We start from the raw sequence: 14029 nt of genomic DNA, 5'->3' as shown, positions 1-14029 counted from the left end.
CTTAGCGTTTACTTTGCGCCCCTCTGCGTTTAAAAATATTAATTGTTTTCAATGCAGAGGAACACAGAGGTTTAATGTATGCCGCAAAATGGATCGCGTTCTTTATCAACTTCATTGGGCTGCAATTCTAATTCAGCAAGATAAACGCATCCCTCTTCTTTTAGACATTCCTGATTGTTTGATGTCCAGTAAGGCACTTCACCAGCGTGCATCCGCAGAATGCCTTGATCATCGAGAGTTACCCGATATTGGCAAGGATAATCTGTTGTTACATCTGGTTTGGCAAGTGCGCCAATTCGTATCCATTTTTTGCTGTTAGTTTCTGAATCTGTTTGATAAACATAGAAAGTGTGTTGGCCAGTTTGCGGGAAAGGAGGTAAGGGATTACTAATTAACCCAATTCCTGGTTCCGTCACACCATCACGCAGATAGTGAAATTTTTGGAACAATTTACTCCCATCATTTCCTACTTCAAATACAAGATGATAAGCATCTGGTTGATCAACAGTTGCGGACTCAATAACATTGACGGCAATATCACCATCATTCAAGTCTTTATTAAAGCCTTCCACAGCAATATTCCAGTTCAATTTACCATCAGCAAATAGCGCTGAAGTTTCTGAAACTACCGATTCTAAATCAATGCCAGGAATATCAATTAAATAATGGGGATTTCCTTGACAAAGCAACACATTAAACTCAAGGGTTTGGTCAATCTCAAACTGGATTTTAATTTTTTTCAGAAACTCTGCTTCTTGCATTCCCAGTTTATTCATGAGGTTTTTGCCGTCAAAGCTACCCCATAGTCGTAAATCTCCATCCTCGTAGTCTTGACGGTAAATAATATTAGTTAATTGGATTCCTTGCCATGCAGTACGAACTTTGGCGACAGTTTCCCAAGGTGCGAGTTGGTAGAGTTCTTGTCCAGCTTTAAATATGGTGAGTAAATCGTTACTTTGGGTCTTGCGTTTGAAGTTGCAAGGTAAATAATAAAACAGGTTTTTGACATCAATTTCTAGCTGGTTAGCTCCCTTACGCAGCAAGCTTTTAGACTCTTCTGGATCGAACCTTAATCTTCGCAACTTCTCGGCATAGCAAGCACCGGCTGAAGTGGCTAATTTAGTAAATTCCAACACAAAGGTAATTCGTTCTGGATTCCAGACAAAATATGGAGACTTACTAAATTCTTGGTAGATTTGGCGCTGCACTATGTCTAAATTACAAGTTTTTCCAGATAAAATTAACCAATCAACTTTTTGGGAATTCCAAGAATCTTTGGTGAGATCATCGGGACGCAATCGACTTTCCATCAATCCTTTGGCAATACCGATCGCTTCTTTAATTCCTGCAACGGCGGCTCGTTCAAATTGATGGTTATCTAGGGTGACGCAAATGTGATTTGGATCTTGAACTTGCAATTTAACGGTACTTTGAGTAAGTAGTTCGGAAATTTGCTGTTCAGTAAGTGTGAAGGTTAATAGAGAATTATCTGCTGGTGCTTTTTGCCCAAGTTTAAGTTTAGCGGCTTCTGCATAATCCCAAAGGATATAAAATGATTGCAGACGTTGGGGTGCTTGTTGCCAACGGGTAGGTAATACTTTCTCGGCGGTATCTAAGGCATCTTTGTAAGCGATATCACCTTCTGGATTTTCTTTATCTAGACATTTTAAAAGACTACCAGTTTTGAATTTGCCTTGTTCTAAAAAGCGCTCGTTTAACTCAGAGCTAATTAAATCTTCTAGCTTTTCGCTTTCGATATCACCTATTGTCACTGCTGTCAATAAAAAGTCTGCGATCGCAACTTTTAATAATCTAAAAATCCGCAGTGTAATTAACTCACCACCTAATTGCAAATGACCAGATGAACCTAATAGTTTGGGGGTGAGTTTATAGTAACGTCCTCCTAAACCTCGGTCTTCATAATCGGCAAAGGTAGGAGTTTTATCTTCTAAAGTTAGTTCAATTAAAGCTAAGTCTGTGGTTCCGCCGCCGATATCCAAAACGAGGACATTTTGTGACCATTTATTTCCTACTTGACGGCAACGAGTTTTGAATGACTCGATGCCAATATTCAGATTACCGCCAAATTCTCGCCACAAAAAGAATATTGCCACAGAAACGGCTTCATCATAAGCAGTTTGGACATCATCGATCCCCAATTGCTCAACAAATTCCTTAACTTCCTTGCGAACAACTGGTGGGGCGACAGTTGGGTAAGTGACAACTGCTGTTAAAAAAGTCCCTTCTGAAAATCTGCGTTGGGCGCGTTGGCGGTAATCTTCAGTTAACTCGATTAAATGCGCCCAAGCAGATTGGATTAGTTGATTAGCAGTAATTATTTCTTCTTCACCATCCAAAATAACTGAAAACAACCGATCCTGACCAAAATAGCGTTTGGGTGAATGGTGAAATCTGCTGATAATTTCCTTTAAAGAACTGCTTGTACCTTGAGCGATCGCTTTTTTGCGGTTATCTCTAGCTTCCCTACCCATCCGCAGTTTTAAGTCCCCTAACTGCGAAATTTCCAACTCGCTAGGAATTTCCGTATCGCGGCGATCGATATCGAGGACAACTGGGATCAGATTTTGCGACTCTAGGGTAGGGACGCGGAATACCTCATGATAGATTTGGTAAAGTTTTTTGCTGACAGCACGGCGAAACCTCTCGCTGTTTCCTAAAGAAAGCTCAATTTGACGAATTGCTTCCAAAAATCGCTCTTTATTGTCACTTTCAAATACTTCACTTAATCGGCTGGGTTCTATCTCCAGATTTTTGCTAATTTCGATGATAAACTTTGCCCAATCATCATCGCTGACATCTGGTAAAGCCACGGAGGCGGGAGAACTCAGCCATTGTGATAAGCGATCGCGCAACCGCATTTCTTGTTCTTTGGGGAGAATTTCTGCGATCGGTACTTCAATGGGATCGAAGAGTGTAACTGTGGAATTTGACGTACCAAAATCTAAAGCAAACCATCCCGGAAATCTTTTTTGTGGTTTCTCACTTGGTTCTTGATCACTATATTTGTTGAGTTGAAAAGGGTTCATTATAGTATCACTTTCTGTTGTTTGTTTTATAGCTGGCTAAAACTGTAATGTTGTATCATAAAATTACAAATTTAGAGAATTCTTTGGTCTTGTACCACTGATTCTCTTTAGCACTGGCTTTTTTATTTGGCGCGATATTTAGATTGGGCTACGCTTTTATATAGAAAGGCCGTAGGCGTAGCCCAAATTAGGCATCGCTATGAAAATTTCAGCAGTTATTAAGTTGATGTTGAAGATTCTTACTCAGTTGCAAGTCTTACTTGTTCGACTTGTTCGATAGTTAAATCAAGTAACTGGGCAACCTCTTCTATAGAAATACCATAAGCTAAGAACCGAGGTATAAGTTCAAGTTTTGCTTCTTCTCGCCCTTGTTTTAGTCCTTCTTCTTTAGCTTCTCGATAAACCCTAGTTTCTTGTAACTTAATTTCAAACATCGCCTCTACCTCTTCAGTACTTAAGTTTGCAAATTTATAACCAGTAATTGTTGTGATTATTCAGATGCAAGTCTTACTTGTTCGATGGTTAAATTAAGTGATTGGGCAACCTCTTCCATCGACATACCAAGGGCTAAGAACTGAGGTACAACTTCAAGTTTTGCTTGTTCTCTTCCTCGTTGTAGTCCTAGTTCTAGTCCTTGTTCTCGTCCTAGTTCTAGTCCTAGTTCTATCCCCTCTTGTTTAGCTTCTTGATAAACTCTAGTTTCTTCTAACTTAACTCCTAACATTGCCTCTACCTCTTCACGACTTAAGTTGGCAAATTTATAAACAGCGATAGTTGTGATTACATCTATTATCTCCTTCTTAGCTAAAACAGTTATCTGTTCTTGCTGCACCCGCTCAATTAAACGTTTCGCTTCTTGCACCATTTGATTGTCTGAAGCAATAGTCAACTGCATCAAACTGATACCTACTTTTTGCTCATCAGGGCTACCTAGCTCATCCAAATAAATTCGTTGTACTTGGGAACTGTTCAGTAACGATCTGTGAATAGTAGTGTTTTCCGGTTCCAAGTTGCGAGACTGTAAAATAATTACCCCATACCAGTCATCGTAAAGCGACGGGTTGCGATACATATACAGCATGGATTCGGTGAAAAAGCGATGATACAGTAACTCATCCTTTTGGAATTGCACCTCAGCAAAAAAGATCATTTGAGATGTTGCATCTGGTGGAGGTAAAAATACCCCATCAATCCGAAATGTTGGTTCTTTAACTTCAACTGATTCAAAGCGATAGCTACTAGCTTCGGCTGGTGGCTGTTCTATTAACTCGAAAAACAATCCTGGGACACGCTTGAAAATTGTATAAAAAATTGCATCACGTCTCACAAATACATCCTCATCTCCGTAGCCGATCGCAATCAGTCATTTTTTCAGTTAGCTCATCTCAAATCATCTAAATAAGAAACAGCAGCAAGTTCTGAAATAATCTGAAACCAAGTAGGAATTGCGATCTCAGATGGCAATTCCCCAGCCGCTAGATATCTGAGCAAAGTTTCTTTTTTGGAAAGGTTTTGCAAACTAGGAATAATTTGATCCAAAATACCTTCTAATTCGGAATTAATTTGCTGATTAACTTCGCTAACATACTGCACAAGATGAAGGCTAGCGCTAGCGGTGATTTCATCTCGTAGCCGTAGGACTAAAAGTTGATGATTGCTCGATCTGGGTAAACCTTGGCTTTTTTCTGGTGCCCAGTCAAAGATTTGACCAACGTTGTGTTTCTCGTCTTGACGCGCTAGAGGAAAGATGGTTTCAGGTGCAACTGTTTTATCTTTACTACTGATTTCCGAAATGATTGCTTCCTTCCATTCGTTAGGATCGCATCCTAGTAATAACTTGTAAAAGAGATCGGCATCTTCAAAACCAAATTTTTCTTCGATTTCTTGCTCCATTTCTGGATGAAAAAATATCTGCAATTGTTCGCGTTCTGGAGCGACATAATTTGACAGTTGGTTCAACAAATCTACCACTGCTTGATGAATGCGATCGCGGGCAAAATCTTCTACTTCCTTAACGGTTTTCTCAAATACTGGATAAAAATCATCGCTTTTAGTCGGAAGAGAAGTATTTACACGGTTTCCCCGATCAAATAATTTCCCGGCTGCACCTTTAGATTCTGCCAGAGCGATCGCTCCATTGTTGGCTTTGTTGAAGAGTAAAGTCCACTGGTTCCAATTGAGGATTCTAAAAGTGAGTTCGTCTTTAACTACATCGCTGACGACAGCACCGCGCCTGTCTTTCAGTGGTTCTGTCCCTAAATCTTTTTGAAAATTCCTGTAGATTTTATCCAAGCTTTCGACCACAGAGCGCAACTCGATAAATGCGGGACTGTCTCCTGTGGGAATACCTTGCTCGTGAATTTCATCTATGATGTCTTTCAAATGATCTTGTTGCTGACTCACCACATCAGCAGCTCTGCGAGTATCTTCATACAGTTGCTTCAAACCATGAGTCGCTACATGGGTTTGAATTAATTCCCGCAGCTTACTAAGACCTCCATCTTGGCTAAAGTAACCTAGCTGTCTACCCAAATAACTGCGAGTGTTAGATTCTATAAGTCGTTCACTTAAGCGGTGCCATTTTTCTTGTAGCCGTTTAGATCGATCTAGATAATCCGGATAATCCAAGTTAGCCAAAAACTCTGATGAGCCGGCTTTCACGCTACTAGAACGTTTTGCCAATTCAGCTAGTCCCAACAGTGGCGATAGTAAAACGATGCGGTCTTTTTGGGTTGTAAACGCTTCTGCACCGTCAATGGTAGTTTGCAGAACTTTGAGTTTTTGGAAAACCGTTTCCTCTTGTAAATGGCTATCTTCAATCAGCTGATCGAGTTCTCTTTCGCCGCCTTCACTATCTAGGGGTAGTTGATCGAAGCGACCCACACCTACGAGAATTAAATCTTTCAGGTCTTGTCCTGGTCGCTGCTGCTGCATCATGGTGAAAATTTTATTGGCGCGATCGCTCCCCGGCGATTTACCATTTAGCAATACCAAAATTGTCTGCACTTCTGCCAATTCTCGCAGCGACAAAAAGGTATCCCTAGCCCCTGAATTAGCAGCCCCCAATCCCGGAAAGTCGATGAGAATAAATTTAGCTGCACCTGCAAAATCCCAAATTTCCCGTGAGATTTTCACATCAATATCTACGCGGCGGATGAGGGGGAAACTGTTTTGCAATAACTTTGTTGGTAGCCTCTGGGGTGGACTTGGTAATCGGATATGTGCTGGGGGTAGATCCTCAAATTTCAGAGTTTGGATTGCCATTGGCTGTTCGACTAGCTGTAGCCCCTCGCGGGCGGTGATAGCATCAATCTGGTAGTGCCCACCACACATAACTTCCCCATAAGCTTGATAAGCCCGCAGGAATAATACCAACTCCCGGAGCAAATAACGTAGCTCTAAATTGTTACTGCTATTCCATGCTTCTTCACACCAGCCAATAATATCTGTGCCAGAGTTGAGTTTCGATACTGGTATCGGAGGAAGCCCCGCTGCTGTTGTTCGTTTATTGGCTTCCCCTAGCATGAAGCGCAGACACTCATGTACTCCTTCATGAGAAAGATACTCTACCGTAAAGTTACTTAATTGTGTCGTTGCGAAATCGTCTTGTGGGATAATATGTATGGCGGTAACATTACCTGTAGTGGGATTTTCACTGACTGGCAAAGCATCAGCATATCCAATTAGACTGCCTAAAAGTAGGGTTTTTCCACTACTGAATTCCCCCATCACACCAATTTTCACAGGCGAAGTTGCCAGGTCTACAGTTTTCTGGGCAGCTGACCGCAGACGCAGGAGACACTCATCAAGACTAGCTGGAACCCAATCTTCTTGTTTAGAAGGGTACTGGGGCACAGAATCTATCTTTCGGAGGATGAATTCGCCGTACTCCTTAAAACGGCCCAGTTTATCTGGTTCCATAGAGTAGTTTCCGCCTAACATTAATTTCTGTGAGCTTTATAACATAAAAAATGCGATTTCTAGTCATTGTTGCAATGTGTTGATATTACATTTAGCATTTCTCTCATTTAACTTGCGATTGTGGGATGAAGCATTTTCAACGGTCAAGACAATTTTGAAACATTGGGTTTTGTTAGGAAAAATAAAAAAGAATTCAGGAGTCAGAATTCAGAAGTCAGAATCAAGATGCTCTATGACTTGCTAACGCTGCGCTATCAAAATTCATTCTGGCTCCTGACTCCTGAATTATGTTTTACTAAAGTTGAGTTTTATACCACCAAATGATTGAACACTGCCTAGTTAAAGATGTAAGTATTAAACCTTTTTATACAACTGATTTAAGGAATAAGAGTTTGAGACAGTTTTTGCATAAGTCCTTAAGATACAAGGTTTTTGGCACTAACCCAAGGGTATTAGAATATAATTCGCTACTACACAAGCCAAATCCGCCTAAGCAAAAAGTTTTAAACCTACAGAGGTGGGTTTTGCCTGTATAGCCGTGGCTTCTAGTCGCCATGACTCTCATGCTCGGATAAGCATTTTGAACTCGGAATTGGGTTTGGGGAAAAGGTTAAAGGGTAAAGGTTAAAGGTTTTTTCTTACCCCTTACCCCTTACCCTTTTCCCCAAAACCCGACAAGTATTGCCATGACTCTAATTCATGCTGAATTCTTCTTGATAAAAAATCAATATTTATTTTGTATGAAATTCTTGAGTATTGTGAATTTCTTGTGAAGACATAAACACCTGACAGAGAATCATGTAGTTTTAGTGAAGCTAAATTGGGTTTTTCAGCAACGAGATTGCATAGCTAAGATGAATTTATCGGTGATTTTAATAAGAAACAAAGTCAAACAACCTTCCTGACATATAGAGTTTAAATTTCACCAAAAATGCTCAACTTAATCTTAATGATAACTTCAGAATTTTTTAAATTTATTTACAGTAAAAGAGGAATTGCTGCATATATAAAAATAAATAAAGTATTAAGATCGTTAGCAAGTTGGCATGAAAAAGATTATATCCATGTATTAAGAAATCATATTTTCAGACTATTACCTTCATAATTTAGGCAGAGCAGGCAGGCAAAAGTGTTTTCTAAAAAGGTGCAGAGCTACATTAACCAAATCATCATTGCCCCATCAGAAATACAACAGGATGAAAAAGTGTTTTGCCGACAGGTGGATACTGCTCCTCTGATGATTTGGATGTCTGGATATAATGCACTTTACTGTTACTTCAATTCCAATTGGCTAGAATTTACTGGCACAGCAACAGGTACGTCTGCATTTGTGCAAGGAGAGGAGATAGGCAATATCTGGACTTGTAGCGTCCATCCAGAAGATAGACAGCGATGTGAAGATATATACCTAAGAGCCTTTGCTGTACATGATTCCTTCCAGAGGCAATATCGCTTGCGTCGGGCTGATGGCGAATATCACTGGATTTTAGATACAGCCGCGCCAAGATTTGCCGTAGATGGTAGCTTTGTTGGTTATATCGGTTATTGTATTGATCTAACAGAAGTGCCGAGAGTGGTATGCCAACCTTCTCTAACAGAAAGCTACTCGCCATCTACAAATTCCTCTCGCCGTCTACGTAAAATTACAGCAAAGAAACAAGCAGCCGAATTAGCAAAAGCACTAGAACAACTGGAAGCTGAAACTACAAAACGCCAAGCAGTTGAAGCACAGTTAAGCCAAAAAACATCAGAGTTAGCAGCGATTTTGCAAGTGCTTCCTGATTTGTACTTTCGTCTCAATGCTGATGGAACTATCCTGGATTACAAGGCAGGAAAAGTTGAGAGTCTGTATATTTCACCAGAAGATTGTCAGGGCAAGAGTTTGCGAGAATGCTTACCGACTAGTGTAGGCGATCGCTTCCAGCAAGCAATAACTCAAGTACTTCAAACTCAATATGAAGTCAGTTTTGAATATACCTTACCGCTACCAGAAAAAAACAATATTTTTGAAGCTAGGTTATTACCATTACCAGACCAGCAAGTTATAGTTCTTGTCCGCGACATCTGCGACAACATTCAAGAAGCATTGATAGAAAGCGATGCCAAGTTTCGCAGCATTGTGGAAAATGCCAATAACATTATTTTTTCGCTGACACTTGAAGGAATATTTTCCTACGTTTCTCCTAACTGGACTGAAATTTTTGGGCATGAGGTTGCAGAGGTTGAAGGCAAATCATTTATTCCCTTTATACATCCCGACGATGTGCATATCTGTGTCGATTATTTCCAAAGAATTTTGACAACAGGCAAGAAACAAGAGGCAATTGAATATCGAGTAAAACACAAAAATGGTAGTTGGCGATGGCATACAAGCAACTCATCTGCTATTAAAGACGCCAATGGTAATATTATAAACTTCGTTGGTATTTGCCATGACACCACTGACCGCAAACAAGCAGAAATTGCGCTCAAAGAAAGTGCCCAACGAGAAGCACTACTCAATCGTCTTTCTAATCATATTCGAGCTTCCTTGGATCTCAATTACATTGTAGAAACAGCAGTGCAGGAGATTCATCACTTATTCCAGATCGATCGCTGCGCCTTCTTTTGGTATCGCCAAGATGCTGATGTACCATACTGGGATAAAGTATATGAGGTGAAGAGTTCCTTTTTACCCTGTCTGCTTAACGACCAAGAAGCAACTAATGCAGAAATCGAACTAATCGCAGCCAAAACTTTGAACGGAGAAATCATCCGTATTAACGATGTAGAGACTGTGGGCGATTCCATAGCACGGCAGTTTTTGCAGGATTTTGGTTTCACTGCCTTTATGTCACTGCCCGTACACACTCAATCTGGTGAAATTGGCACATTTAGCTGTGGTTATTGCAGCGGCTTCCGGTCTTGGCTGGACAACGAAGTAGAATTATTACAAGCAGTTACAGTTCAACTAGCGATCGCTATTGACCAAGCTAAACTTTACACTCAAAGTCGCATTGCTGCCCAAACTGCCCAAGATAAAGCCCAGCAACTAGAAGCAGCGCTACTAGAACTTCAACAAACTCAAGCGCAACTGATTCAAACTGAAAAAATGTCCAGTTTGGGACAATTGGTTGCAGGTATTGCCCACGAAATCAATAATCCCGTCAATTTTATTTACGGCAATATTAGCCACGCCCGTGAATATACCAAGGATTTGCTGCACTTAGTAGACCTTTATCAACAGAGTTACTGCCCACCAACACCAGAAATTCACCAACAAATCCACACCATTGATTTAGACTTTCTCAAGCAAGATTTGCCCAAAATTCTGGATTCTATGAACATGGGAGCCGAACGCATTCGGCAGATTGTCCTGTCTTTACGCAATTTTTCTCGCCATGATGAAGACGGCACAAAGGCAGTGGATATTCATGAAGGTATTGATAGCACCTTGCTGCTATTGCAAAATCGCCTGAAAGCCAAACCAGGAAATCCCGAAATCCAAGTAATCCGAGAGTATGGCAACCTGCCACCAATAGTCTGTCACGCTGGACAGATGAATCAGGTGTTTATGAATCTGTTGACAAATGCGATCGATGTTTTGGAAGAGGGACTGGGGATTGGGGACTGGGGACTAGGGACTGGGGAATGGGGAAAAGTTTTCCAAATACCCAATGCCCCATGCCCAATGCCCAATGCCCAATGCCCCATTCCCACAATTCGCATTCGCAGCTTTATTCAAGAAGACCGTGTAATCATTAGTATTGCCGACAATGGCCCAGGCATGACTGAGGAAGTACGCAAACGCCTATTTGACCCCTTCTTCACTACAAAACCTGTGGGTAAAGGTACGGGCATGGGTTTGTCAATTAGCTACCAGATTGTTGTCAACAAACATGGTGGTCAAATCCAGTGTATTTCAGCACCAGGACAAGGTTCTGAGTTTGTGATTATGATTCCACTACAGGAGCAACCCTCAACGTAGATATCATCAAAACAGGGAGTGGGGAGTGGGGAGTGGGGAGAATATTGAAAATACCCTACTCCCTACTCCCTTGTTAAAAAGCCTTAACTTAGACATAATCAAAAGTTAATCTATTGGTTGTTAACTAGGATTAACTCGCTTTTTGCTGCAACATTTGAACCCTCCAAAAAATCTGAAAATTTCAGGGATTGGGGGGATTATTTCTCTTGAAGAAGAATTCAGAATTCAGAATTCAGAATTCAGGAGTCAGAATTCAGGAGTCAGAATCAAGACGCTCTCTACGAGACGCTAAAAGCGTAGCTTGCAACTCTTACAGAGTAAGCGGACTCGCTTGCCGCCGGCGCTATCCGCCAGTCACTTTAGAATTCATTCTGAATTCTGACTCCTGACTCCTGAATTCTGTTTAGTAAAGTGTTGCAGTGAAATTGATTTAAAAACTTTGTAATGGTAGTAATATAGCCGTAGCCACCTGCCTTCTGCCTCCTGCCTCCTGCCTCCTGCTATATCTTTGCGTAGGCGTAGCCCAACCCAGGCATCGCACCTTTGAAAAAAAATCCGTGAGTACAAATAATAGAAGGCTGGGATGATACAACCCCAAAGTCAAAATAGTATCACCTACACACAGGTTATCCACCTAAGTCATGTCATTGACATAGACATTCCCCAATGGTCTGGAGATCCCATAGTAGAATTTGAAACTGTAGCTGAACTAAATAATGATGGCTATTACCTGCGGCGTTTCTCCTTGGGAGAACATAGTGCTACTCATATCAACGCCCCTAACAGTTTTCATAGTTCTGCCGTGGGAATTGACCAATATCCAGCCCAATCTTTAGTTGTACCTGCGGTGGTCATCAATATTTGCCAAGCCACGGCGATTAATCCTGATTATGCCCTGACTATTGCTGATGTTTTGGCTTGGGAAGAAGAATACGGTGAAATTTCTCCTGGTTGCGTAGTTATACTGAATACTGGTTGGCAAAAAAAGTGGTTTGATAAAAGTGCATTCCTCAATCACGATTCTCAAGGAATTGCCCACTTTCCAGGCTTTGGCAGCGATGCGGCTCAATTTTTACTGGATGAACGGCAAATCGCTGGGGTAGGAATTGATACTCATGGTGTAGACCCTGGACAGGATAACAGTTTTGCGATTAACCGCTTGGTATTGGAAAAACCGCGCATTGTGTTGGAGAATCTAACAAATTTAGATCAACTGCCACCTAAAGGTACTACTCTAGCGATCGCACCTCTAAGATTACGTGGTGGTTCTGGTTCTCCTGTAGGGGTATTGGCGTTCGTCCCTTAATTTTTATATCGATATTTGGTGATCATACCAATTTCCTAAACTTGAGGATAACCTAGAAAGCAAGCAAACTTAATACACAAGTTTCAGTAGATCATCAGCCGGAGATTTTCAAAATGACAACTCCGCTATCTTGCCGCAATTATATAGATGGCCAATGGTTGAGTGCTGGCGAGGAAGCAACCCTAGAAAGTCGCAACCCTGCCGACAAAACCGAAGTGGTTGCCACATTTCCCCGTTCTCAAATTAAAGATGTAGATACAGCAGTAGCCGCCGCCCGCAAAGCCTACCGCAGTTGGCGTACAGTCCCCGCCCCAGCTAGGGCAGAATACATCTTTCGCGTCGGGGAAATATTACTCCAGCATAAAGAAGAACTTGCCCAGTTAATCAGTCGGGAAATGGGTAAACCCTTGACAGAAGCCAGGGGAGATGTCCAAGAAGGTATTGATTGTGCATTTTACAGTGCTGGCGAAGGACGGCGATTATTTGGGCAAACGACACCCTCGGAAATGTCCAATAAATTTGCCATGACTGTGCGGATGCCCATAGGAGTCTGTGCCTTAATTACTCCCTGGAATTTCCCTGTGGCAATTCCTTGCTGGAAAGCTATGCCAGCCTTGGTATGTGGTAATACAGTTATTCTCAAACCTGCTGAAGATACTTCCGCCTGTGCAACTAAATTGATTGAAATTTTTCAACAAGCAGGTTTACCACCAGGAGTAATTAACTTGGTGCATGGTGTGGGAGAAGAGGCGGGGAAAGCTTTAGTTGAGCATCCCAATGTAGATTTGGTATCGTTTACCGGTTCTTCAGAAACGGGTGCTTTTGTTGGCGCTACTTGCGGACGCACTCACAAGCGTGTCTGTTTGGAAATGGGTGGTAAAAACGCTCAAGTGGTGATGGAAGATGCCGATTTGGAACTTGCTCTTGATGGTGCAGTGTGGGGAGCATTTGGGACAACCGGTCAACGATGTACGGCTACAAGTCGCTTGATTTTGCATCGTGATATCAAAGAAAAATTTACCGCCATGCTTTATGAGCGTACCAGTAAATTACGCTTGGGTGCTGGCACTGACCCAAATGCAGATATTGGCCCGATAGTCAATGAAAAACAACTCCAACAAGTGAGCAAGTATTTGGATATTGCTCGTGAGGAAGGAGCAAAAGTTTTAATTGGTGGGGAAATTGCTAGTGAAGGTTCATTAAAAAACGGTTACTTCTTTCAACCAACTATTTTGGATGATGTAACTCCTGATATGCGCGTCGCCCGTGAAGAGATATTTGGGCCAGTAGTGGCATTAATTGAGGTTAGCTCCTTTGAGGATGCGATCGCAATTCTCAACGATAGCAATTATGGTCTTTCTTCTTCAGTTTATACCCGCGATATCAACCGAGCTTTTACTGCCATGCGCGATATCGAAGCAGGTATCACTTATATTAACGGCCCTACTATTGGTGCAGAGGTACATTTGCCCTTTGGTGGTGTGAAACAAACTGGTAACGGACACCGCGAAGCTGGAACTACTGCTTTGGATGTTTTTACAGAGTGGAAAAGTGTTTATGTTGACTTTTCTGGAAGTTTGCAACGCGCTCAGATAGATAACCGCAGCTAGTACCGCAAGGCGTAATTCGTAATTCGTAATGACGCTTGCAGGGCTACCATGTATACACAAGTCTGAAAATAGCTGAAAAACCCAAGGTTTTACCCCACCCTAACCCTCCTTTCAAGGGCTACGGTGTACACACAAGTTCTTCTCACCCCCTCTAACTCCCCTTTCAAGGGTAGGGGTT

The 14029-nt window shown here is 41.7% G+C and carries 7 protein-coding genes; 3 read left to right on the top strand and 4 right to left on the bottom strand.

The genetic code is table 11. From position 1 onward, the window contains the following. Window positions 1-71 precede the first annotated feature (71 nt). The 4 genes from A4S05_RS18345 to A4S05_RS18330 form a co-directional block, all read right to left on the bottom strand. Complete coding sequence (locus A4S05_RS18345; protein WP_256091028.1) at window positions 72-3047, bottom strand: molecular chaperone; 2976 nt, start codon at window positions 3045-3047, stop codon at window positions 72-74. Window positions 3048-3286: 239 nt separating this feature from the next. Next, window positions 3287-3481, bottom strand: coding sequence for a hypothetical protein (locus A4S05_RS18340; protein WP_069071236.1), 195 nt, complete (start codon window positions 3479-3481; stop codon window positions 3287-3289). A gap of 56 nt (window positions 3482-3537) precedes the next feature. Then, entirely contained in the window at window positions 3538-4374 is an 837-nt protein-coding gene (locus tag A4S05_RS18335) for an Rpn family recombination-promoting nuclease/putative transposase (protein WP_069071235.1), read from the bottom strand. 53 nt (window positions 4375-4427) lie between these two features. Then, complete coding sequence (locus A4S05_RS18330; RefSeq protein WP_069071317.1) at window positions 4428-6968, bottom strand: P-loop NTPase family protein; 2541 nt, start codon at window positions 6966-6968, stop codon at window positions 4428-4430. 1129 nt (window positions 6969-8097) lie between these two features. On the opposite strand from A4S05_RS18330, the gene A4S05_RS18325 reads away from it, so the two are divergent. The 3 genes from A4S05_RS18325 to A4S05_RS18315 all read left to right on the top strand — a co-directional run bounded on the left by A4S05_RS18325 (window position 8098) and on the right by A4S05_RS18315 (window position 13851). Further along, the gene (locus A4S05_RS18325) at window positions 8098-10935 is read left to right on the top strand and encodes a PAS domain S-box protein (RefSeq protein ID WP_256091027.1); all 2838 of its coding nucleotides are present in this window, start codon (window positions 8098-8100) and stop codon (window positions 10933-10935) included. Window positions 10936-11518: 583 nt separating this feature from the next. Further along, on the top strand, window positions 11519-12241 hold the full coding sequence (locus tag A4S05_RS18320; RefSeq protein ID WP_069071234.1) for a cyclase family protein: 723 nt from the start codon (window positions 11519-11521) through the stop codon (window positions 12239-12241). 113 nt (window positions 12242-12354) lie between these two features. Continuing rightward, a complete protein-coding gene (locus A4S05_RS18315; protein ID WP_069071233.1) occupies window positions 12355-13851 on the top strand; it encodes an aldehyde dehydrogenase family protein in 1497 nt (498 codons plus the stop codon). The last annotated feature ends 178 nt before the right edge of the window (window positions 13852-14029 follow it).

Source organism: Nostoc sp. KVJ20, from assembly GCF_001712795.1.
Lineage (GTDB): Bacteria > Cyanobacteriota > Cyanobacteriia > Cyanobacteriales > Nostocaceae > Nostoc.
This window is presented reverse-complemented; position numbering and strand designations above follow the sequence as displayed.

Coding starts and splice junctions, on each gene's coding strand:
- A4S05_RS18340 (WP_069071236.1), bottom strand. CDS start 3,481: ATGTTTGAAATTAAGTTACAAGAAACTAGGGTTTATCGAGAAGCTAAA.
- A4S05_RS18315 (WP_069071233.1), top strand. CDS start 12,355: ATGACAACTCCGCTATCTTGCCGCAATTATATAGATGGCCAATGGTTG.
- A4S05_RS18345 (WP_256091028.1), bottom strand. CDS start 3,047: ATGAACCCTTTTCAACTCAACAAATATAGTGATCAAGAACCAAGTGAG.
- A4S05_RS18320 (WP_069071234.1), top strand. CDS start 11,519: ATGATACAACCCCAAAGTCAAAATAGTATCACCTACACACAGGTTATC.
- A4S05_RS18330 (WP_069071317.1), bottom strand. CDS start 6,968: ATGGAACCAGATAAACTGGGCCGTTTTAAGGAGTACGGCGAATTCATC.